Origin of the sequence: Streptomyces sp. NBC_01320 (assembly GCF_035974375.1) — a bacterium.
GTDB classification, from domain to species: Bacteria; Actinomycetota; Actinomycetes; order Streptomycetales; family Streptomycetaceae; genus Streptomyces; species Streptomyces yanii.
Genome location: NZ_CP108390.1, coordinates 10868041 through 10888005, shown reverse-complemented (window position 1 = coordinate 10888005; position 19965 = coordinate 10868041). Strand labels below are relative to the sequence as shown.

At 67.6% G+C, this 19965-nt stretch carries 24 protein-coding genes and 4 pseudogenes; 14 read left to right on the top strand and 14 right to left on the bottom strand.

All coding sequences use genetic code 11. The features are described 5' to 3' along the window. Positions 1-217: 217 nt before the first annotated feature. Positions 218-718 carry a hypothetical protein gene (locus OG395_RS49835; protein ID WP_327249786.1) on the bottom strand — a complete coding sequence of 167 codons (501 nt, stop codon included), beginning with the start codon at positions 716-718 and terminating at the stop codon, positions 218-220. 111 nt (positions 719-829) lie between these two features. Further along, a pseudogene (locus OG395_RS49830) lies at positions 830-1082 on the bottom strand (LysR family transcriptional regulator); the annotation flags it as partial. A 197-nt stretch (positions 1083-1279) separates the two neighbouring features. Between OG395_RS49830 and OG395_RS49825 the strand changes: the two are divergent. Continuing rightward, positions 1280-1669 (top strand): VOC family protein, encoded by a 390-nt coding sequence (locus tag OG395_RS49825; protein ID WP_327248805.1) that lies wholly within the window; start codon positions 1280-1282, stop codon positions 1667-1669. On the opposite strand, the gene OG395_RS49820 is transcribed toward OG395_RS49825, so the two are convergent. From OG395_RS49820 to OG395_RS49805, 4 genes and pseudogenes are all read right to left on the bottom strand, one after another. Beyond that, a complete protein-coding gene (locus OG395_RS49820) occupies positions 1551-1799 on the bottom strand; it encodes an FAD-dependent oxidoreductase (protein WP_327249712.1) in 249 nt (82 codons plus the stop codon). The genes OG395_RS49825 and OG395_RS49820 overlap by 119 nt on opposite strands. Positions 1800-1859: 60 nt before the next feature. Further along, a complete protein-coding gene (locus OG395_RS49815) occupies positions 1860-2030 on the bottom strand; it encodes a hypothetical protein (protein WP_327249785.1) in 171 nt (56 codons plus the stop codon). Positions 2031-2235: 205 nt separating this feature from the next. After that, a pseudogene (locus OG395_RS49810) lies at positions 2236-2466 on the bottom strand (LLM class F420-dependent oxidoreductase); the annotation flags it as partial. Between the two features lie 73 nt (positions 2467-2539). Then, complete coding sequence (locus tag OG395_RS49805) at positions 2540-2695, bottom strand: DUF6131 family protein (RefSeq protein WP_229846355.1); 156 nt, start codon at positions 2693-2695, stop codon at positions 2540-2542. Between the two features lie 468 nt (positions 2696-3163). Here OG395_RS49805 and OG395_RS49800 point away from each other — a divergent pair, with 468 nt between their 5' ends. From OG395_RS49800 to OG395_RS49760, 9 genes and pseudogenes are all read left to right on the top strand, one after another. Then, a complete protein-coding gene (locus OG395_RS49800) occupies positions 3164-3559 on the top strand; it encodes a gas vesicle protein GvpO (RefSeq protein WP_327248804.1) in 396 nt (131 codons plus the stop codon). A gap of 87 nt (positions 3560-3646) precedes the next feature. Next, positions 3647-4111, top strand: a complete 465-nt coding sequence (locus tag OG395_RS49795) for a gas vesicle structural protein GvpA (RefSeq protein WP_327248803.1) — start codon at positions 3647-3649, stop codon at positions 4109-4111. Between the two features lie 3 nt (positions 4112-4114). After that, entirely contained in the window at positions 4115-4825 is a 711-nt protein-coding gene (locus tag OG395_RS49790; RefSeq protein WP_327248802.1) for a GvpL/GvpF family gas vesicle protein, read from the top strand. A 9-nt stretch (positions 4826-4834) separates the two neighbouring features. Beyond that, on the top strand, positions 4835-5086 hold the full coding sequence (locus OG395_RS49785) for a gas vesicle protein GvpG (protein WP_326791297.1): 252 nt from the start codon (positions 4835-4837) through the stop codon (positions 5084-5086). An 82-nt stretch (positions 5087-5168) separates the two neighbouring features. Beyond that, the gene (locus OG395_RS49780) at positions 5169-5615 is read left to right on the top strand and encodes a gas vesicle protein (protein ID WP_327248801.1); all 447 of its coding nucleotides are present in this window, start codon (positions 5169-5171) and stop codon (positions 5613-5615) included. Beyond that, positions 5612-6427 carry a GvpL/GvpF family gas vesicle protein gene (locus tag OG395_RS49775; protein ID WP_327248800.1) on the top strand — a complete coding sequence of 272 codons (816 nt, stop codon included), beginning with the start codon at positions 5612-5614 and terminating at the stop codon, positions 6425-6427. The genes OG395_RS49780 and OG395_RS49775 overlap by 4 nt, the downstream gene beginning before the upstream one ends. Next, positions 6424-6672, top strand: coding sequence for a gas vesicle protein (locus tag OG395_RS49770; RefSeq protein ID WP_327248799.1), 249 nt, complete (start codon positions 6424-6426; stop codon positions 6670-6672). The genes OG395_RS49775 and OG395_RS49770 overlap by 4 nt, the downstream gene beginning before the upstream one ends. Beyond that, positions 6632-7067: pseudogene (locus OG395_RS49765) on the top strand (gas vesicle protein K). The gene OG395_RS49770 and the pseudogene OG395_RS49765 overlap by 41 nt, the downstream one beginning before the upstream one ends. 16 nt (positions 7068-7083) lie before the next feature. Beyond that, the gene (locus tag OG395_RS49760) at positions 7084-7257 is read left to right on the top strand and encodes a CsbD family protein (RefSeq protein WP_326791301.1); all 174 of its coding nucleotides are present in this window, start codon (positions 7084-7086) and stop codon (positions 7255-7257) included. A gap of 273 nt (positions 7258-7530) precedes the next feature. Here the strand turns inward: OG395_RS49760 and OG395_RS49755 are convergent, their stop codons facing one another. Continuing rightward, positions 7531-8727 (bottom strand): PP2C family protein-serine/threonine phosphatase, encoded by a 1197-nt coding sequence (locus OG395_RS49755; protein ID WP_327248798.1) that lies wholly within the window; start codon positions 8725-8727, stop codon positions 7531-7533. A gap of 392 nt (positions 8728-9119) precedes the next feature. After that, positions 9120-9356, bottom strand: a complete 237-nt coding sequence (locus tag OG395_RS49750; RefSeq protein WP_327248797.1) for a hypothetical protein — start codon at positions 9354-9356, stop codon at positions 9120-9122. 328 nt (positions 9357-9684) lie between these two features. On the opposite strand from OG395_RS49750, the gene OG395_RS49745 reads away from it, so the two are divergent. After that, positions 9685-10656 carry a helix-turn-helix transcriptional regulator gene (locus OG395_RS49745; protein ID WP_327248796.1) on the top strand — a complete coding sequence of 324 codons (972 nt, stop codon included), beginning with the start codon at positions 9685-9687 and terminating at the stop codon, positions 10654-10656. Positions 10657-10781: 125 nt separating this feature from the next. Here OG395_RS49745 and OG395_RS49740 read toward each other — a convergent pair whose 3' ends face one another. Further along, the gene (locus tag OG395_RS49740) at positions 10782-12014 is read right to left on the bottom strand and encodes a hypothetical protein (protein WP_327248795.1); all 1233 of its coding nucleotides are present in this window, start codon (positions 12012-12014) and stop codon (positions 10782-10784) included. Positions 12015-12928: 914 nt separating this feature from the next. Between OG395_RS49740 and OG395_RS49735 the strand changes: the two genes are divergently transcribed. Beyond that, positions 12929-13990 carry a DUF4307 domain-containing protein gene (locus OG395_RS49735; RefSeq protein ID WP_327248794.1) on the top strand — a complete coding sequence of 354 codons (1062 nt, stop codon included), beginning with the start codon at positions 12929-12931 and terminating at the stop codon, positions 13988-13990. A gap of 398 nt (positions 13991-14388) precedes the next feature. Here OG395_RS49735 and OG395_RS49730 read toward each other — a convergent pair. The 5 genes and pseudogenes from OG395_RS49730 to OG395_RS49710 all read right to left on the bottom strand — a co-directional run. Beyond that, positions 14389-14550, bottom strand: a pseudogene (locus OG395_RS49730) (histidine phosphatase family protein); the annotation flags it as partial. Next, on the bottom strand, positions 14547-15353 hold the full coding sequence (locus tag OG395_RS49725) for a hypothetical protein (RefSeq protein ID WP_327248793.1): 807 nt from the start codon (positions 15351-15353) through the stop codon (positions 14547-14549). The gene OG395_RS49725 and the pseudogene OG395_RS49730, both read right to left, overlap by 4 nt. A 134-nt stretch (positions 15354-15487) precedes the next feature. Beyond that, positions 15488-16252, bottom strand: coding sequence for a class I SAM-dependent methyltransferase (locus OG395_RS49720; protein ID WP_327248792.1), 765 nt, complete (start codon positions 16250-16252; stop codon positions 15488-15490). 162 nt (positions 16253-16414) lie between these two features. After that, a protein-coding gene (locus OG395_RS49715; RefSeq protein ID WP_327249711.1) for an IS5 family transposase occupies positions 16415-17244 on the bottom strand; the annotation gives its coding sequence in 2 pieces (ribosomal slippage) (positions 16415-16470 and positions 16470-17244; 831 coding nt in all). Between the two features lie 226 nt (positions 17245-17470). Then, the gene (locus OG395_RS49710; protein ID WP_327248791.1) at positions 17471-17944 is read right to left on the bottom strand and encodes a hypothetical protein; all 474 of its coding nucleotides are present in this window, start codon (positions 17942-17944) and stop codon (positions 17471-17473) included. A gap of 50 nt (positions 17945-17994) precedes the next feature. Here OG395_RS49710 and OG395_RS49705 point away from each other — a divergent pair, with 50 nt between their 5' ends. Together OG395_RS49705 and OG395_RS49700 are read left to right on the top strand one after the other, a co-directional pair. Then, the gene (locus OG395_RS49705) at positions 17995-18450 is read left to right on the top strand and encodes a hypothetical protein (protein ID WP_327248790.1); all 456 of its coding nucleotides are present in this window, start codon (positions 17995-17997) and stop codon (positions 18448-18450) included. Positions 18451-18509: 59 nt separating this feature from the next. Then, positions 18510-19901, top strand: coding sequence for a Mucin-2 (locus tag OG395_RS49700; RefSeq protein ID WP_327248789.1), 1392 nt, complete (start codon positions 18510-18512; stop codon positions 19899-19901). Positions 19902-19965: the final 64 nt, after the last annotated feature.

The following is a 19965-nucleotide window of genomic DNA, read 5'->3' as shown; positions in this document are numbered from 1 at the left end:
GACGTCGACTTCAGGCAGGGGGTCTACCCCGATTCGGGGCCGCAGACCACCAATCTTGTCGGGTCGCAGTCTGTCCAGATGGGTCGTGATCCACCGCAGGACTTTGCGCGGCTTGCGCATCGGCCGGTGCGGCGGGGGCGGGACTGCGGACTGCCGGAGCAGACGGATGTACCGGCTGACGACACTGAGATCGGCTCGAAAACCCTGGTCGCGGACTTCACGGAAGATTTGGCTGGCCGGCGTTGTGACAGCCCTCAGCGAACCGCTTGTAGACGTACGGCTTGAAGTCGTCCAGCAGCGTCCGGCGGGAGGTGACCTTGACCAGCAGATCGTCGACATCTGGCGTTCTGGCATGGCGTCGGACCGTGTAGTAGTCGAGCTGCAAATCCCGGCTGATTCCACGCAACGGGCATCCATGGGAGAGGAGTTCGTGCACGGCCTGGCGCCGTTCGCGAATACCGGCGACGATGCGGCGCGGACAGCCGTTGACGTCCTTGGTTCCGTCCGAGGCCAAAGGTGGCTCCGCTTCGGAAGAGGCGGGCCCGTATCGGCGAACGCGGACCGAACGCATTTGCAGTGTCCTGGCACGGTCTTCTCCACAGCTACTGTCCGAGGTGTTCCACAGATGCCAGGCGTCCGCGACCTGGACGGCCTGCGGTGCCGCCGCGCGTGCGGCCACGGCGTAGGTGGAACGACGGTCGTGGGAGATGACCTCCACCTCAGGATGGTCGGCAAGCCAGCGGGCTCTGGCACGGATTCCCTGCCGGGCAGTACATCGATCGATCACCGGGCTTCGAGGCCCACAAGCAACGTCACGTACGTATGTCCGCGCAGCAATGCGAATCGATCCGACGATCAGATCGCCCCGCATCTCGCCGGTGGCCGCCGCCACCTCCGCCCTGGCCCGCTCAGCCGCACCCAGCGGCTGGTCCGCTCGAACAGCCGGGCACCCAGTTCCTTCTCCAGCCGGGCCACTTGGTGGCTGAGCGCGGACTGGACGACGTGGCACCGCTCGGCGGCGTGGGTGAAGCTCGCAGTCTCCGCTACCGCGAGGACGTAGCGCATCTGCTGGAAATCTCCATTGATCCATCGTGAAACACGATGGATCAGATGACAAACATGCGTTGGACCAATGGATGCCTGCTCGGCGATGCTGAAGTTAAGGGCAGGCCACGGCAGTCAGCGAACAGCCACCGCCCCGGACCGGCGAGGCCCGGAGCCGCCGGCCCCGTCGTACCACCACTGGTGCCCCGGCCGACCCGACCCTGCGGAGACATCCATGCACGTGATTGCCTTCGACCACCTCGTCCTGAACGTCGCCGACATCGAGCGCTCGCTCGCCTTCTACACCGGCCCGCTGGGGCTGCAACCGGTGCGGGTGAAGGAGTGGCGGGCCGGCAAGGTCTCCTTCCCGTCCGTGAGGGTGAGCCCCACCACCATCATCGACCTCGTCGAGGCGCCCACCGAGCGGCCGGAGGGCTCCAACGTCGACCACATCTGCCTGGTGGTCGAGCCGCTCGACTGGCAGCAGGTCATCGATTCCGACGTCTTCACGGTGCTGGACGGTCCTGGCGAGCGCTTCGGCGCCCAGGGCACTGCGGCCTCCCTCTATGTGCAGGACCCGGACGGCAACACCGTGGAACTGCGCTGGTACCCGCAGGACGCCTGAGGTGGAGTTCGGTGACCCGGGTCCGCTCGTAGATCCGCCCCCCTGCGGCGACGACCTTCTGAGCCAGAGACAGCAGGAACTTCCGCGGGTGGAAGTGCAACCGCCCCGCCACGCGTACTGCACCGGCCACCTCGAAGGGCAGTTCCGTGTCGGTCACGAAGGACGCGTCGAGCCCTGCCAGCCGTGCGGCCTATGCCTCGTCCCTGACCTCATCGATGTGCTGCGGATCCCGTGTGTAGGTGTAGGCGGGTGCGTACTCCAGGTCGGCGTCGATGTTCAGTTCGATACAGAGAGCGGCCGTCCGGTCGAGCGCGTCCTGTTGTGATAGCGCGTACAGCCGGGCGCTGCTGGCGCCGTGCATCGGTTCCAACTGCGCGTACACCAAGGCGTGCGCAGCCGTCAGTTTGGCGGATAGCCGGTACGCGGCGTGGTGGCGATCCAGTACGACTCGTCAACAGTCCGGCGTTCTGTAGCCATGGCTCCTCGGTTTCCGCTTTGACCGGGACATTGAGTGCCCCGTTGTGAACGTCGTGGCGGGGGACGGTCAGGTCATGAATCAGTCTGCAGCCATCACGAAGCTGAGGCAGGATGCTGGTGCTGTAGAGGTCGAAGAACCCCTGCCGATCCGGTCCGATCTGGTTGACGTACACCTCGTCGAAGTCGGCCTCCATATAGGCGCGGATCGTCCGCACATGCTCATCCACGTCGTCGTCGCCGCAGACGACGTTGTCACGGACTATGCCTTCGGTGACCAGTTCGAAGGCCTGCTCGAAGTGTTTCGGAGTCGGCAGTACCTGAAAACTGCGGCGGCCTCCAACCAAAGGTCAGAAAACACCTCTACAAGTCGCTGAGTGGCGAGACTCTGCCGGGCTACCAGTAGTGCCTTCGACCAGCGACCGCGTGCCCCAGCGACCCCAAGATCCACAAGACAACCCCGATAACCGCGAGAACAATCCCGATTGTCCACAGGATGGAGATCCCGGTCACGAACCCGACGACAAGCAAAATAATTCCGAGAATGATCACGGTGTGCTCCGATCTCGCACATGCCCTCGCTTTTTTACTGTGATCCCTGTACACCGCAAGGGCAACTGCTCAGGGAATGGACACGTGCGCCTGCCATGACCTGCTTCTCCGACGGTGGGCCGTCGGAGAAGCAGGTCAACAAGAGTGAACACCGGCGTTCCACCACTTGCGAAACGCACATGACACTGATCGCCGTTTGCGTTCGTCATCAGCGCCCAGGGCCTCAGTGGAAGCGATTCCTTCCTTGCGGGCGTGCCCACCACCCCACCACTCACAGCGTCTTTTATGCGGCAGCGATGGCGCTATACAGCCAGTGGGGAGGCTACGGCACGCAGTTAGGAGGCTGTGCCCGGCGCTGAAGCAATGTGCGAGCTCCAAGATGCGGTCAGCCCAGGCCGTATATCATGGAACGGCGTCTCGTGAAGGTGACGCGGGGCATCATGTCGTCTCCGATCCCGGAGCGGGAACATGGCCGCAGGCGAAGAGGACGAGACAGGGCGCGTCCAGCGTCCGTCCAGCAAGAAGCCCGTCAAGAAGACCGCCAGAAAAACCAGCACCGGACGGGCCAGCAGCCGCACAAGCGAAACGAAGCGTGCGGCCCGTCGGGTTTCGGCCCCGCGAGCCATGCGGTATGCGGCTGAGCAGCTCCAGGAGCTTTTGGGGCGAGCACCCGAATCCGTCTCAGCGCTGAAGCCGACGGAGGGTGGTTGGCAGGCGGACGTAGAAGTCTTGGAGCTGGAGCGTATCCCCAGTACTACCAGCGTGATGGCGAGTTACCGGGTGACGCTGGACGAGGAAGGCGAACTGCTGGCGTACGAGCGCACCCGCCGCTACACCCGAGCCCAGATCGACCCGCGTGGCTAGGGCCGGAGTACCACTGCTGCACCGCTCGCCGGACGAACGGAAACGGCCTCGTCCGGAGCCACGGGTGAGCTGCTGAAAGGAGGCACCATGACTATGGTGCCGCAGGGCGGAGGAACCATTTCCAGGGCCGGCGGGGGAAGGTCGGGGAGCCTTTACGACATCCTCGAGCTGATTCTGGACCGCGGCCTGGTGATCGATGTCTTTGTACGTGTGTCCTTGGTGGGCATCGAGATTCTCAAGATCGATATCCGCATCGTCGTGGCGAGCGTGGATACATACCTGCGCTTCGCGGAAGCGTGCAACCGCCTCGACCTGGAGGAGGGCCGCAAGGCTCCGTCTCAGCTGACCGACCTGGTCGGCGAGGTGACCGAGGGCGGGGCGCATGGCAAAGCCAAGGGTGCTCTGAGTGGGGCCGCTGACGTGCTGACCGATGCCCTGAAAGGAGGACATGACGACGACGAGGCCGAGCAGTCAGAAAAGAGGCGCAAGGAGCCCGAGGAGAGGCGGGAGCGGCCGCGGCGTCGGCCTGCCGCCCGACGCCGCGAGGAGTGAACCATGGCCGTATACGTGTATTCCATTGTCAGGGCCACCCATCCGCAGCGCTTGGAAGGCCACGGGGTGGGGGACCCGCCTGCGACCCTACGCACGGTGCGCACCGAAATGCTGTCCGCGGTCGTCAGCGACGCGCCCGAGGAGCTGCGTCCCAAACGCCGAGACCTCAGCGCGCACCAGGCCGTCCAAGAACAGCTGATGGCCGACGGCACCGTTTTGCCGCTGCAGTTCGGCTTCACCGCCACGGACGACGAAGCTGTACGAGCGGTCCTGGAGGACGGTAAGGATAATTTCAGCGAACGCCTCCGGGCGCTGGAGGGCTGCGTGGAATACCACCTGAAGGCCGCCCAGGACGAGGATGCGCTGTTGCGCCAGATCCTTCAGGAGTCCGACGAGGCGCGCGAGCTCAACGAGGAAATCAGAAGCGGCCGCAGCAGCCCGGAACTGCCGCTCGCCCTCGGAGAGTTGGTCTCCCAGGAAGTGCAAGCGCGGCAGGATCGGCTCGCCGTCGGAGTCCTCGATGCGCTGCGCGGATTCGCGCGGGAAGAACGCTCGTCGCAGCCGACCGGGAACGACTTCCTGAATGTGTCCTACCTTGTGGAGCGGGACAACGAGAAGAGCTTCCTCGGCGCGGAACAGGACATCGCCAAGGAACTGGGCGAGGACTTCGACCTGCGACTGGTCGGCCCGCTGCCCGCCTACAGCTTCGTCTAAGGGGTCCTCATGGGACTGCTGACTCAACTCGCGACTCTTCCGCTGGCGCCGGTGCGCGGCGTGGCCTGGGTCATGGAGCGGGTCGTCGAGACCGCGGAGAACGAGTACTACGACCGGGCACCCGTCGAACGGGAACTCGCCGCACTTGAGCGAGCGCTCGTGGCGGGAGACATCGACGAGGAAACCTTCGACCGGCGCGAGGACGAGTTGCTGGACCGGCTGGACGAGATCAGGGCCCATGTCCAGGGCGTCGATACCTGATCGCGGCAGACGGTGGAACGGGCGCATTACCACGCGCTCCCGTCAAAGCTCCGGGACACCAGGGAATTGAGGTGCGGCGGCCGTGACCGAACCCGTCGCCAGGGGGCTGGGCGACCTCCCGTCCAAGTCCGCCCCGTATGGCCAGGGCTCCTCGGCCAATCTCGCCGACATCCTGGAGCGCGTCCTGGACAAAGGCATCGTCATCGCAGGCGATATCCAGATCAACCTCATGGACATCGAACTACTTACCATCAAGCTGCGCCTGCTGATCGCTTCGGTGGACACAGCGAAGGAAATGGGCATTGACTGGTGGGAACACGATCCCTCACTGTCGTCACGCGCCAACGACGGCTACCGCTCACTCGCCGAGGAGAACAAACGGCTGCAGGCTGAAATCACGGCGCTGCGCGAGGACCGTGAGCTGCCACGGGTCAAGGACAAGGAGAGCCGCGCTGCGGCTCCCCGGCGCACCTCACGCACCAAACGAACAGAGCCCAGCCCCCGCAGCGAGAGGCGGGACGAGCCATGACCGCCACGGTCTCCTATGCGTACGCCGTAGCACGGGACGCCGACGGATCGCTGGAAAAAGCTCTGTCCGGGCTCCCTGGAGTGGCGGAGGCGCCGGTGCATCTAGTGCGTGTACAACACAGCGACGATGTGGTGGTCGCCGTGAGTCCGGTACCCGAGCAAGACTTCCAAGAAGCCGCGCTGCGAGCGCATCTTGAGGACTTGGACTGGCTGGAGTCAGTCGCCCGCGCCCATCACCGGGTGATCGAGGCCTTGGCCGCCCGCACCGCCGTCCTGCCACTGCGTCTGGCGACGGTATACCTCGACGACGAGCGGGTGCGACTCATGCTCCGGGCCCGCCACGAGGCGTTTGCCGGCAGACTGACCGACCTGGCAGCGCAGGTGGAGTGGGGCATCAAGATCTATGTCGAAGCGGCCGCTGAGTCCGAGAGGCCAGCAGGCCCATCCACAGATGCGGGTCTGAGCCCAGGGCGGGCCTACCTCAGCCAGCGCAGAGCACAGCGACACGCCCGCGAAGACGCCTATCGGAGCGCCGAACAGGCAGCCGAGCGGGTCGAGGCCGCCGCCCGCGCTTATGCGGTTGATCGCGTCCAGCACCGGCCTCAGCAAGGCGAACTCGCCCGCGGGCCGGGAGAGAACGTCATCAACGACGCCTACCTTGTGCCGCTGCAACAGGCCGAAGACTTCCGCGCCGATGTCATGCAGGCCGCAGAAGGACTACCCGGGGTACGCGTCGAAGTCACCGGGCCGTGGGCCCCGTACTCCTTCGCCACCCTCGCCGAAGCCGAACCGCTGAAGAGGGCCACGCAGTGAGGGCGGCGGGCAGGCCGGAGGCCCCGCTGGAGGAGCCACTGCCGCAACGGCAGATCGCACTGATCGACCTGCTGGACCGGTTGCTCAGCGGAGGCGTGGTCCTCACTGGTGACGTCGTGCTCTCCATCGCCGATATCGACCTCGTACGCATATCGCTGCGCGCGCTGATCGTCTCCATCAGCGAACAAAATCCTTCCCCGTGGCATGCCATCTCAGCACCCAAAGGAGACGACCCTAACGGGTGATGACCGTCCGCCCGGAAGCCGCCTGGACGAGATCGCCGATGCCGCCGCCCGCCCCTTCCGCATGCTGCCCGCAGTGCCGCAGGACATCCTGCCCCGAGGCGGTGCGGAGGTGCGAAGGCCCCCACCGGATCACTACCGGTCCGGACACAGTGGAACGGGACCTGATCAAACTCGTACTCACACTCGTCGAGCTGCTACGACAGCTCATGGAACGCCAGGCCCTTCAGCGGGTCGACGCAGGAGACCTCACTGAGGAACAGGAGGAGCGACTCGGAGCAACTTTGATGATTCTGCGCAGTCGTATAATTGAACTCTGCTCTTGATACGACCTTTCCATGCGAGATCTCAACTTGAATCTCGGACCTCTCGGATCTCTGCTGCCACCACCTGAATGATCCCAGGGAGAACGACATGGGTATCGGAAAGAAATCAAAGAATATTGGCAAAATCGCGGAGGGGAAAACAAAGGAAACGGTCGGGCGGACCGTGGGTAACGAAAGCCTGGAGGGAAAGGGGAGGGCCCAAAAGATGAAAGGCAAAGTGAAGCAGGCAGTGGAGAAGGGCAAGGACACCTTCAGGCACTGAAAGAAAGACATGTAGCACTGGCCCGCTGCCGCACTCCCTCGCGGCCGAGGCCGCCTCCACTGTACGACGACGGGGGGTTCCTGGTGATGGCGGACCTTGAGAGCAATAAGTTCTGCATCATCCCTGAGGGCGCCTTCGAGCTCGACGACGAGGAACGCGCGAACTACCTCGGGGGCCTCTGACCCAGCCCCATAGGTTCGCCGACTGGTCTTTCGTCGATCGGGCACCCCGGGCGCCGAGTGCGCGGCCGGGCCGCACGGGGCGCGGCAGTGCTTACCTGTCGGCTCCGGCTTGGGCGTGGCGGCCAGCGGGCTGGGGCCCGTGCCAGTCCAGGCACACGATGGTGGCGTCGTCTACCGGGTGTCCGTGGCAGGCATCGGTGACCGCTTGGGTCAGGGTCCGGACGACCTCGCGGGGGTGTTCGCCAGCGGTGTTGTGGATCACGTCGGGCAGGTCGACGGATTCCGCTAGGCGTTCTTGCATGCCGTCGGTGTAGAGCACCAGGCGGTCGCCTGGGTCAAGGTCGAGGTTCTGGACCCGGTAGCGGCCGGGTGCGTGCACGCCGAAGGGCAGGTCGGCGTCCAAGCGTACTTCGTCGACTGTGCCATCGCGCAGGCGCAGTGGCCAGGGGTGGCCCGCGTTGACGAGCTGTGCGCCGGACCCGTCCAGGGCGATGCGCAGGAGCTGGCCGGTGGCGAAGGCGCCCCGGCCGTGGTCGAAAAGGGCCTGATTGGTCTGGCGGGCTTGTTCGGCAAGGTCCGCCTCGGCGCGGCGGGCGCCGCGGGAGGCGTTGACCAGGAGGGAGGCGATGAGGGAGGCGTCGACGTCGTGGCCCATGGCGTCGGTGACGGCCAGGTGCAGGGTGGCGTGGTCGAGGCTGTAGTCGTAGGTGTCCCCTGCGATGGTGTCGGCCGGAACCAGGGCGCAGGCAAGGGCGAACTCAGCGGCCTCGCAGGAGGCGGCCGAGGGCAGGAGCTGGCGCTGGATCTCGGCGGCCAGGCTGAGCGTGGTGGTGCGCTCGCCCCAGTGATAGAGGTCGGTGAAGCGGCGGTCGGTGACGATGATGTACGCCAGCGCGTGCGCGGCCTCCTCGACCTGCTCCAGCACCTCCTGCGTGGACTGAGGAAGGAACAGTTCCAGCACGCCGATCGTGTCACCCCGGTTGGTGACCGGTGCGACCACCTGCTGCACGTCGCCGTCCGGGCCCTGCACCAGCTTCTGGGTACGCAGGACCTTGTCGTAGATGCTGCCGGCCAGGGGGATCTGGTCGGCGCGTCGACCCTGCTGCGGGGCGGCCTCCTCGCTGACCCGCACCACCTGCCGGCCGACGACGTCGACGAACAGGAAGCTCACGTACTGCGCGCCGAAACGGTCCCGCAGGTTGTCCGCGACTGTGTCCAAGGACGCTACCGGCGCCGCATCCTCGGCTGCGGCCAAAAGCTCGGCCAGCCCGATCCGATTATTGGCCATCGTCGTCTCCCAGCGTTCCTTCGCACCCCCCACCTGACCACAGGCATCATCCTCACGCGACTGCGCATCGAGCCGGCTAAGCCTTGATCCACCGATGTGGTTTGAGAGTGGTCTTTTGATCGGTTTCGGGTCGGGTGGCCGGGTGAGGGCAGGTTGTGTCCGCTGGTCTGCCCAGCTTTTCCATGGTTCGGTTCCGGTCGGGCCCTTGCGGGCGGGGCGGGCAGGGGCTGTTCGTATCAGTCGGCCGGTCCGTGGGCGGTGGAGAACAGGTGTGTCCAGGCGTGCTGCCAGGGCCAGTTGTGTGGTAGGTGCAGGGTGATGCGGCGGGCGGAGCGGGCGATCCGGGTTGCTGCAACGCGCCGTTGTAGAGCGAGCAGTGGTCACGCAGCATCTCAGCGAGCACGCCCCTGCCGGCCCACGGTGGGCCGCATCAGGAACTTGTACGCACGGATCACCCGGCCCACCCCTCCCTGGCCCGCCTCGGAGACCGCCTCCACCGCCTGCGGCGCGGACATGACCTGCCCGACGCGCTGCCGGGCCAGGACCCGGTCCACCTCCTCCCGAAGCGCTTCCACGCGCTCGCGCGCAACCAGCTCCCGCTGCTCCAGCAGGCCCAACACAGACGGCATTCCGGCACTTCCACCGACGAGACGATCCAACGGCACGACTCTGCCTCGCCGAGAGCGACTTCATGCCTGAGCTGCGGAAACTCACCGCTCAAGTTCGGTAGGACAACGGCTTCTCACCGCAACCAGGTTTTCTGAAGGACGTCTTCGGCGTCGGCAGCCGCACGGCCGCCACAGCTGCGGCCGCTTTCGCGTCCCCGCCTTTCCGCTCGCCCTTCCACGTGATCACGTGGTGCTACGCTGGCGATGTTCGGCAGGCGGACAATCACCGTAGACATGGAGTCAGCGGACGGTGCCGCACAGCGCCGCCGAATTGGGGGAAATGCTTAAAATGCGCCCACTGCAGGCTCTTGGCCTCTCCGCGACAGCGGAGGCTGCCTACCTCGTGCTCGTGGAACGGGGTCCGCAGACCCTGGCCGAGCTCGCCGATCGGTCGGCGCTGGTCGGGTCGCCCCTCGAAAGCCTCCAGCACGGGGTCACCGAGCTCAGCGACATCGGTCTGGTGTCGCGCACGGACGACAGGCTGACCGCCCAGCCGCCTCGCGCGATGCTGGAGGCCGTCGCCGAACGACGCGCACGCGAAGCCCGGATCGCCTACGAGAGCGCGACGGTCCTGTCACGGTTCTGGCTCGACCACACCTCGGGATCGAGCTATGTCGAGGTCGTCGACTCCTCCGACGGACACATGGCGGTCCAGCAACGGGTCCACGAAGAGGCCGTGGCGGAGGTGCGTGGGCTGTCGATAGGGCCGGTGGGCGGGGGCGGTCGTGTGCCGGAGGTCAGCCTCGGAATCTTGGACGCGCTGGACCGCGGGATCGCCTACCGGGTGGTGTACAGCGCCAACATCCTGCAGGACCCCAAGGCACTGGCGGTGGCGCACGAGTGCGTCGACCGCGGGGAGCATGCGCGGGTCTTCCCGGACGTCGCGCTGAACGTCCTGGTCTGCGACGACCGCTTCGCCGTGGTGGGTGTCACCGCGCCGGACCGCACAGGACACCACAGCATCGTCGTCCAACCGTCGGGGCTCCTGGACGGGCTGATCGGCGTCTTCGAGTCGTACTGGCGGATAGCCGTTCCGCTCCCTCCTGCCGGCGAGTCCGTCGAGAGCGGGACCAGTCCGATGAATGGTCACCGGCAGCTCCTGAGCTACCTCAGCGCCGGACTCACCGACGAGTCGATCGCCCGTGAGCTCGGGGTGAGTGAGCGGACCGTCACCCGACGCATCGCCCGCCTGCAGGAGATGCTCGGCGCCCAGACCCGGTTCCAGCTCGGTGTCCAGGCCAGCCGCCGTGGCTGGCTCTGAACCACGGCCCTGGTCTGGCCCGTGCGATGGGCACGCGGGCCGGGCCGGTGCGTGATCCGGCCCGCCCGCGCGGGTCTTCGGCCGCTCAGACGATGACCGACCTGCGGTGGGGGCGGCGGCTGCCGTCAGCCGGCGTCCGGCTTGACCAGGTCGGGGAGCTTGGCCTCGAACAGCTCGTCGAACTTGAGCGACGGCAGGATGTGACCCTGGTTCGACGCGTCGTTGGCCACGCTCGCCGCCCAACTGGACGAGGCAAGCCGCTGGTTCGGCGTGCCGTGGTGGCCGCGGCTGGTGAAGCTGCAGTCGCCGACCTGGTAGAACGACTTCTCGGACTCGAGGAGCCGGGTGGCGTTCAGCGACTCGCCGCGGGCGTGGGTCAGGTAGTACGTCCCGAACGCGTCGGCCATGAGCTCGGTGCGGCGGGTGGCCTCCGGACCAGTCAGGTCGCTCTCGAAGAGGTTCTTCTGGAACTGCACATGGTGACCGAACTCGTGGCTCATGATGCCTTTCGGTGCGACATCGCCCAGCCCCACCGCGGCCATGCCCTGCAGGATGCCGTCACCCATGACGATCCGGTCGGAGATGCCGAGGGGCTCCGGATCGCCCTTCTCACTGTAGGCGAAGGCGTTGAAGGTGAAGATCGGGTTTGCACCGCCCTGGAGGACCGGTTCCGAGTCGACCAGTTCGATGAACGTCTCGGCCAGGCCGACCGCCCATTCGCGTGGGGTCTCCTCGATCGGGTTGCCGTACATCACGGAGAGCACGTGGGCGAGCCGCTCGGGGCTGGAGAAGACATCCGTTCCGTGCATGGGGACCAGTTGGATACCCGCGGAGTCGATGTCCCAGAAGCGCTTGAGGTTCTTCGTCTCGGCGGTGAGCTTCTGGGTGTACTCGCCGTTGACGCCGAAGGTGTTCGACTTCGACTCCGTGCCGGAAATCAGCGCGTCGTAGGCCGCCCAGTCGAAGCCACCGTAGAACTGGAGGTTGCCGAGGACACCCGGGTGTACGCCCTTGAGGAGAGAGTTGGTGTACGTCGTGAGTTCGGTCCGCTGGCACTGGTAGTCGCCGGGGTTGATCACGCTGTCGCGGATCTCGCTCCACGGCGACTCGTTCAGGCCGTACTTCGCACGGGTTGCTCTGATGCGGGACTCCCAGTCAGCGGGCAGCTTGGCCTGGATCTTGTCGACGATGGCCTTGGTCTGCGGGTCCATTCCCGAGGTGTCGATGGACGACGGCAGCGACCGACTGGTGACGGTCGTGGTCCCGGTCGCGTCGGCGGCGTGCGCGGGAAGCGTCATGCCGAGAGCACAGGTCGTGGCGATGGCCAGGCTCGCCGCCATGGACAGGGTCTTCTTCACGGGGGGGTTCCTTTCGAGAGTGCCCGGTAGGGGGAACCCCGGGCGTCGCCAGTCTGTGAGTCCGACTGCCAATTAGTGAACGGGCGATGATTGTCCGAAACTGGTCATGTCTAGAACCCGACAACTCACCATGAGCGCTGTGCGCCACGTGGAGTACTCCCCAGTTCGAGTACGGAACGGTGGACACCGAGTGGTGCGCTGTCCTTCCCGATCACCCTCGTCGGACACCAGCCGGTCACCGGATTTCAGGTGCACGTGTCGACGCCAAATCTGGAACGCGCACGCCGGCTGCGTTTGCTGTTCTCGCCAGTGGCGTAGCTTTCCCTCTTGGTTATTGATCTTGTGCGGCCCGCTGTTGCATAGAGAGACTGAGCGGCGCGTTGGTTCAGTGGGGGCCAGGCTTCGCTGCGCCGGCGCCCACAGGATCAGCCGATAACTCCCGCGCCCTTACGCGCGCCAACCACACGGCGCAAAGAGCGGACTCTCCTCAACATCACTGCGCAGCCACAGAAGGCGAGTTCACCCCGCGTACCTTCCGCGCCAACCTACGCAGCGCCGCGCACGCCTCATTGTCTTATCGATCTTGAGCGGTGCCCGTCGAACGAGAGTCTCGATCGGGTGATTGCCGCCGACCAGGGCCACGGGAACAGGGCCTCCTGGAAAGCTCGTTGGCGTAGAAACCCTCCGAGCTACCATGATCCCGGCGCCACTTGGTGAACCAGCGGTGAGCCTCGTCGAACCGCACAGCCTGTGCGGTTCCCTTCGGGCGATCATCGTGTCACCGTGGCCTCCGCGGCGGAACCGGTGTGCGGGGGCAGGACGTCCTTTCCCTCGCCGAAGGGGCGGCACGCGCCCCGAAGCGCATGCTCGGACGCAGGGGAGGCAGGTCAGGGCTGGGAAGCGTGGGAGCACCGATGCCGGGCTCGGAGGCGTGGCCGGGGTCCGAGGACATGACCGTCGTGCTGCCCGCCACCATCGGGCCGTACGTGGTGATGCGTCCGCTCGGCGGCGGCGGGATGGGCGTGGTGTCCCTGTGTCGGACCACCTCGGGACGACTCGTCGCTGTCAAGCAGGTGCGGGAGGAGTACGCCGACGATCCCGCCTTCCGTAGCCGCTTCCGCCGGGAGGTGGCGGCAGCGCGCAGGGTCAGCGGGGTGTTCACGGTGCCCGTTATGGACGCGGACACCGAACGACACCGGCCGTGGGTGGCCTCCGCGTACATCCCGGGGCCGACGCTCGATCAGGCGGTGCGGGTCTGCGGTTCGTTCCAGGAGCCCGCGCTGCGTGCGCTCGGGACCGGGCTGACCGAGGCGCTGCAGGCCATTCACGGCGCCGGGCTGGTGCACCGTGATCTCAAACCCGGCAACGTACTGCTCGCCGCCGACGGGCCGCGCGTCATCGACTTCGGGATCAGCAAGGCCCTCGGCGAGACCCGGCTGACGGGCACCGGCACCGTGATCGGCTCACCCGCCTTCATGGCCCCCGAGCAGATAGCCTCGTCCCACGACGTCGGCCCGGAGGGAGACGTCTTCTCCCTGGCCGGGCTGCTCGTGTACGCGGCCTGCGGGGAGGGCCCCTTCGGGACGGGCGACGAAGGGGCGCTGCACCGCGTCGTGACGGCGGAGCCCGACCTGTCCGGCGTACCCCACGCCCTGCACCCGGTGCTGCAGCGCTGCCTGGACAAGACACCGTCCCGGCGGCCCACCCTCGACGAGGTCCTGTCCCAGCTGGCCCCTGCCGACCCGGCGGCCCTGCTGGTTCCGGCGCTGCGGGAGGACTTGGCGGTACGTGCCCGCAAGGACAGCGCCACCAGCGGCTACTGCATGATCCGCTCCCAGTCCGCCGACGGTGCCGAGGTGGGCCGTGCCAGCTTCCGGTTCACCGAGCACCAGGACCGCATCGACAAGGTGGTCACGCTGCGCACGACTCGACGAGGCACGACCGGGGAACTGGTCGCCTGCCGCGCCGACTGTTGACTCAGGGTGCGGCGGGCAGTGCAAGGACTTGGCATCTCGGCGCCTCCCGCCTGCTACCACTCCCCCACCCGCAAAGCGATCATCGAGCGCATGTTCCGGTCGGTGAAAACGCTGTTCAGCCAGTACGTCACCGGCTACATCGGCTCCAGCCTCGCGGAACGGGGCACGAAGGTATCCGGCGAAGGACTGTGGCGCCTGGACCAGCTCAACAGGATGCTGCATCAGTGGATCGCCGTGGGCTGGCAGCAGCGGCCGTACGGGGAGCTGCGTAATCCGTTCATGCCGTCGTTGCCGCCGCGTACTGTTCCTGCTGACGATCTCTGCGTGGCGTCGCGGAAGGTTCGGACAGACCCGCAGTTCAGGGCCCATACAGCCGCGCGACATCACGCCCGGAATCTCAGGTCGGGAACGCAGTCGGCCTCGCGCAGCCGGCGGCCGACCGCCGGGGCGTCACGACGGCCGCGCGGGGCGAGAGGCCGCTCGTGGTCGGCCACGTCGTCGGGCCAGGCGGATCTGGCGTGCCGCAGCACGACCAGGCATCGGGAGTCGCCCGAAGTCATGGTGTCACCTGGTGCTGGTGGCCGACCTCGCGCGCGAGGTCCAGCCCGAGGACGCGGTCGAAATGGGCGAACGTCTCGAACTTGGCACCGGCCGCCACGTCCGCGTCCCTCTCCACGCTGCGCAACAGGTCCAGGACGGCGGGGACGCCGAGATCGTCGGCGAGCGCGGCATGAGCCTGTCGCAGCAGGTCGACAGGGATCGGCCTGGATGGCTCCTGCGCCCAGTCGGCCACCAGTTGCCGCCAGTGCCGCAGTGTCCGCCGGGCCTCGACGAGCGCGGCACCGGTGACCATGACGGGCGTGCGGTAGGCATGGCCGAGCAACAGCATCCTGACAGCCAGCGGGTCGGTTCCCTCTGGGGCGGCTGTGTCCGGGGAGCCTGGGCCGCCCTCGTCCGGGGGTGCTGTGCCGACCCGGCCCACATCGATCCGTACCCCGCCGACGCTGTCCTGCTGGTCGGTACCGTGCGCGAGCACATGCACGTCGGCAGCAGCGCTCGACGTCCCACTCGGATCGTGAGCACGGACGGTGGCGGGCGGGTGGATGCCGAGTACGGCCATGACCCGGTCGAGCGCCTGAACTTGCTCCTGTGGAAGGTCCGGCACGGTGAGCACCGTGAGGGTCTGCAGGCTGTGCAGCTCAGCGGTGCGCGCCAGTACGTCGCCGAGCAGCAGCACACGCAGGTGCACCGCGCCGATCCCGTTGTCGGCGACCGGCAGATGGACGCAGATGCGCAGGAGGTGGCGGTGCGCGGAGGGAAGCTCCACGAGGCGACCCGTGCGGGCGTCGGCGATACGCAGCATGCTGCGGAGGCTAGTCGTGGAAACCTCCGGTACACAGGAAGCTGGCAGATAAAGCCTCGGGCCGTGACTCCTCCCCGGCCTAGGGAGTGTCTTCAAAGTCCCGTCTGCCCGGCGCTGTGTGGTGCACACGCTCCCTAGGGCATTCCGGGAGGGACGGGCTCCGCGGTACCGCGACGCGCCACGAACACGAACTCCCTGCCCGGCCGATCGGGTGCGTCGCGTACGTCCTCGACGACGAAGCCGTGCTCGTCCAAGTCCCGCTCGATCTCCGTACGTTCGCGGAAGCGAAGTGTCGATTCCGAGGTCAGTACGTCCCCGTCCGCAGCGAACACGTGCGTACCCCGGAAGCTCACCAGCGGCAGGCTCACGTCCGTCAGCTCGGCCCAGGTCTCGACGTGGCCGACGCCCGGGATGTCCGTCATGCGGTACGTGGTCCCGCGCGTCCACTCCGCCCACTCCTCCCACACGCGCTGCGCCGGATCGCGCGTCTCGAAGACAAGCCGCCCGCCGGGCCGCAGCGCCTCGTACGCACCGCGCAGCGTCGTACGCCACGCCTGCGGATCGGCGATCGCCTGGGCGACGTTCCCGGTCATCGTCACCAGGTGGATCTGCATGGGCGGCAGGTCCCCCGCGTCGCCGTCGAGCCAGCGCACCCGCTCCGCGCCCGGCTTGCCACGCGCGACGTCGACGGACGCCCGCGCGGGATCGATCCCGGTGACCGTAATCCCGCGCTCTGCGAGCATCAGCGCGAACACGCCCGTACCGCACCCGATGTCCAGCACGGACCGCGCCCCGAACTCCTCCGCCATCGCGACATACGCGTCGAGATCGCTGCGGTCCGGATCGAGTCGGTCGTAGATGGCGGCAAGGCGCGGATGCCCGAAAGTTGCGTCAACCATGGAGGCGAACATATGTGGCTCCAAGCCCGCGCGGCCACTGCTTTTTCGGGTTACGGCGCCAAGCGGGCGCGGCGAAGTGCGCCGCTGATCTCGGCGCCCCTATCGGGCACGGCCGTACCGAAACGAACCTCGGCCAGGCCGCTTAGGAGTTGTCTTCAAATGTCACGCCCACATCAGGAGCGAGGCGAGGGTGACGGCCGCTTGGTAGGACTCGGCGGCCTGTCGTAGCGGGTCGCGATGCCACGCCACTGCTTGAGCCGGTTGAAGCACCGTTCCACGACGTTGCGCTGCTTGTAGAGCTGCTCGTCGAAGCGGGGCGGGCGTCCGCCTCTGCTGCCGCGACGGGCCCGGTTGCGCTTCTGGTCGGCCCGCTCGGGAATGGTGTGGGCGATGCCGCGCCGCCGCAGCCAGGTGCGTATCGCGCGGGAGCTGTAGCCCTTGTCGCCCAGCACATGAGCGGGCCGCAGCCGGGGCCGTCCCGGCCCGAGGCGGGGCGCCCGGATCGCCTCCATCACGGCGGTGAACTGCGTGCAGTCGTTCGTGTTGCCGCCCGTCAGCACGAAGCCGAGCGGGCGCCCCAGGGCATCGCAGGCCAGGTGGATCTTGCTGGTCAGGCCGCCCCGGGAGCGTCCGAGTGCGGGGATGCGGAGCCCCCTTTTTCTGGCTCCGACGGCATGCTGGTGGGCGCGTACGACGGTGGAGTCGACCGACACCACCCAGTCGATCTTGCCCGCCGCGTCCGCCCGGGCCTGGGCGGCTCGGAGCATCCGCTCGAAGGTGCCGTCCAGGGCCCACCGGCGAAAGCGGGTGTGCAGCGTGTGCCAGGAGCCGTACCGCTCCGGCACGGCCCGCCAGGCCGTGCCCGTCCGAAACTTCCACACGATCCCGTTGAGCACGGTTCGGTCGTCCAGCCGCTTCCGTCCGCGCAAGGACTGGGGCAGCAACGGACGGAGGAACTCCCACTCCGCATCGGACAGTTCATGGCGACGTATCACCCGTCCGTGATCCACTACTCAAGATCAATTGAAGACACGCCCGAAGGGGGCGACCGCGCTGGTGCGGGCCCTGTTGGTCCTGACGAACCGAGAAGTCGCCCGCTGACCGACGATCTGCACCGAAGTCATCCGCCCACAACCAGCGTGAGCACGCCGACACCGACGCACGCCAGGCCCGTGACCCGCTACGTCACGATGCACACCACTCACTCTGCGAGCCTGACTACAAGGAGGACACCGCCTCCCCGTCCCGCCGAGCGATCCGCGTCGGCATCGGGTCCCCCACCACCGAGTCCCGCAGAAACAGCGGTGTCGAGCCGGCCATGCTCAGGTAGCCGTTCACACTCTGCGTGAGGACGAGGGCGTAGCCGTCGGGGGTGTCCGCCCAACCCGTGCTCGTACGGGCAGCCCCTCCGTCCCTCGTCGCCCAGCCCCACTCGCACCACACCCCCGTCACCAGGTCGAAATACCGGTCGCAGGTGTCCGGCGTGGTTCCCAGCACCCAGTACCGGATGTCGAAGGTCGCCCAGCCGTCATCGGGATGGTTCAGGTCCTCGGACAGGACAACCCCGCGGTGCAGGCCCGCGTGGGGCAAGTCCGGATGCCGTAGCGCCAGCGACAGTTCCGGGGGCAGCGCACGGAGCGTCTCCGTGAAGTGCCGTAGCAGCTGGGTACGGGCCTCTGCTTGTGTTCTCACCGTTCTCACCCGCATAGGATGCCTGTGATCAAGCGAGAGAGGGGGCTCCAGTGGGAGAAATACCAGGTGCGCGTGAGAAGTTGGACCGGCTCGGGCGTGCCCTGCGTGCGCAGCTCGTCGAGCTGATCGACGACCTGACCCCCGGCGCCGACCTCGGCCTCCTCTTCCTCGACGAGCCGAACGTCGCCGACTGGCACGAGCCTCTGCGCTACAGCTACTCGTCCGTGTTCCGCGGGGAACGCCCCGAAGGGGTCGGCGCTGCCGACGTCGCCTCCCGGGCGGCCGGCCTGCTCAGCCCGGCCGACTGGGACATCGCGGGGCCTCAGGAGGAGATCGACGGCACGAAACGCACGTACGTCCTCACCGCCCGCCGCCCCGACGGCACACGCATCGAAGTCCGCACGGGCGACTCCAACTCGGCCGTGCTCTACAGCGGGCAGACCCCCGCCCTAGGTGCTGTCCGGCCGATCATGACGGTCCGACCGCCTGACGGCCTGACGGCCTGACGGGCGTAGGGGGATCATGGTCGCGAACCAGCCGACGGAGACACAGGGGTAGGGGAATCATGGTCGCGTTCCACGCGTCCGCGCTGGACGGAGTCGCCCGCAACCCGGCGCTGCCGACACCGTTGCTGCTGCGCTTGCTCGCCTTCGACGGCGGCGGTGACGGCCCGCCCCGTCACGCCCTCCAGCGGGCTGGACTTCCCGAGCCAGCCATCGCGGTGATCCTGGCTCACCCGAACCCTGGCGCTCGGATCGACTTCGCCATGAGCACCAGGGCCGAGCCCGCGCAGCGGGCCCGGCTCGCGGACGACCCTTCTCCCAAGGTGCGGGCCGCTCTCGCGTACGGACCCGAGTGGCGCGACCCGCGTACGACGGTCGCGCCGCTGCCGGACGACGTGTGCGCCCGCCTGCTCGACGACCCCGACCTTTCCGTACGGATGGCCCTGCTGGACTCGCCCCATCTGGTGCCGTCGTTCGTGGCCTCGCTGGCCACGCACCGCGAACCGGCAGCGCGCCGGAGCGCGGCGCGCGCATGGGAGAAGCTGCCGCCGGGCGAGCGGTCGGCGCTGCTTGCCGACCCCGACCCCGAGGTGCGACGGACCGCCGCGCTGAGGGAGTGCCGACGGGACGCACGCGTCACCGCCGAACTCCTCCGCGATCCGAAGTCCGCCGCGGAGGTGATGCGCCGTGGGCTCCTCCACCGCGCCGACGCCGAACGGTGCGTCGCCGAGCGGACGCACCTGGCCGCCCTCGCCGAGAACCCGTCGCTGCCCATCGACCTCGTGGAGCGGCTCGCCGTCGACCCCGACGAGGCCGTACGGCTCGCGGTCTCCCTGAGGCCGGAACTGGACGAGACACGACGCATGTCGATCGACTTCACAGTGGAGGCCTTCGCCAGGGGGGACGTGGAGTGGGTACGGGACGGGCTCGCCGACCCCGAGGTGCTGCGCAGGGCCGCGTCCTCCGCCCACCCGCTGCTCCGGCGCACCGTCGCCCAGAGCCCCCACCTGTCGCCCGACCTTCTGCGCCTGCTCGTACGTACCGAGGACCCGCTGGTGGAAGACCTCTTGGGCATGTACCACCCCGACACCCCGGAGGAGGTCCTGATGCGTGTGTACGCGCGGCTCGGTGGCACGTTCTCCGCCTGGATGGCGGAGACGCACCCCCGCTTTCCCCGCGAGGGTCTCGCCGCGCGCTACGCGGACCACCCGGACGGCAACTACCGTCGGCTGGCCGTCCGGGACCCGGCCGCCACACCCACGCTGATCGAACGGCTCAGCCATGACCCTGCGGTCTGGACACGCCAGGCGGCGGTTGGCGACCCGCGCCTCCCGTTCCACCGGCTCCGCGAGGCGCTTCATGTCCCTGATCTGGCCTCCAGCGCGGGTTCCAACCCGGCGCTCCCCGAGGACGAGATCGCCGCTGTCCTAGACCGGGCCGACGTTCCCGCCTGACCGCCGAGCAGAACCGCCCGGCCCTGCGCCACTCCTCTACGGCTCGTCCGCGGGCGGTCCCCAG

Excerpts from the sequence above, each read along its gene's own strand:
- OG395_RS49825 (WP_327248805.1), top strand. The coding sequence starts at position 1,280 with ATGCACGTGATTGCCTTCGACCACCTCGTCCTGAACGTCGCCGACATC.
- OG395_RS49815 (WP_327249785.1), bottom strand. The coding sequence starts at position 2,030 with ATGCACGGCGCCAGCAGCGCCCGGCTGTACGCGCTATCACAACAGGAC.
- OG395_RS49800 (WP_327248804.1), top strand. The coding sequence starts at position 3,164 with ATGGCCGCAGGCGAAGAGGACGAGACAGGGCGCGTCCAGCGTCCGTCC.
- OG395_RS49795 (WP_327248803.1), top strand. The coding sequence starts at position 3,647 with ATGACTATGGTGCCGCAGGGCGGAGGAACCATTTCCAGGGCCGGCGGG.
- OG395_RS49790 (WP_327248802.1), top strand. The coding sequence starts at position 4,115 with ATGGCCGTATACGTGTATTCCATTGTCAGGGCCACCCATCCGCAGCGC.
- OG395_RS49785 (WP_326791297.1), top strand. The coding sequence starts at position 4,835 with ATGGGACTGCTGACTCAACTCGCGACTCTTCCGCTGGCGCCGGTGCGC.
- OG395_RS49775 (WP_327248800.1), top strand. The coding sequence starts at position 5,612 with ATGACCGCCACGGTCTCCTATGCGTACGCCGTAGCACGGGACGCCGAC.
- OG395_RS49760 (WP_326791301.1), top strand. The coding sequence starts at position 7,084 with ATGGGTATCGGAAAGAAATCAAAGAATATTGGCAAAATCGCGGAGGGG.
- OG395_RS49755 (WP_327248798.1), bottom strand. The coding sequence starts at position 8,727 with ATGGCCAATAATCGGATCGGGCTGGCCGAGCTTTTGGCCGCAGCCGAG.
- OG395_RS49750 (WP_327248797.1), bottom strand. The coding sequence starts at position 9,356 with ATGCCGTCTGTGTTGGGCCTGCTGGAGCAGCGGGAGCTGGTTGCGCGC.
- OG395_RS49745 (WP_327248796.1), top strand. The coding sequence starts at position 9,685 with ATGCGCCCACTGCAGGCTCTTGGCCTCTCCGCGACAGCGGAGGCTGCC.
- OG395_RS49735 (WP_327248794.1), top strand. The coding sequence starts at position 12,929 with ATGCCGGGCTCGGAGGCGTGGCCGGGGTCCGAGGACATGACCGTCGTG.
- OG395_RS49725 (WP_327248793.1), bottom strand. The coding sequence starts at position 15,353 with ATGCTGCGTATCGCCGACGCCCGCACGGGTCGCCTCGTGGAGCTTCCC.
- OG395_RS49720 (WP_327248792.1), bottom strand. The coding sequence starts at position 16,252 with ATGGTTGACGCAACTTTCGGGCATCCGCGCCTTGCCGCCATCTACGAC.
- OG395_RS49700 (WP_327248789.1), top strand. The coding sequence starts at position 18,510 with ATGGTCGCGTTCCACGCGTCCGCGCTGGACGGAGTCGCCCGCAACCCG.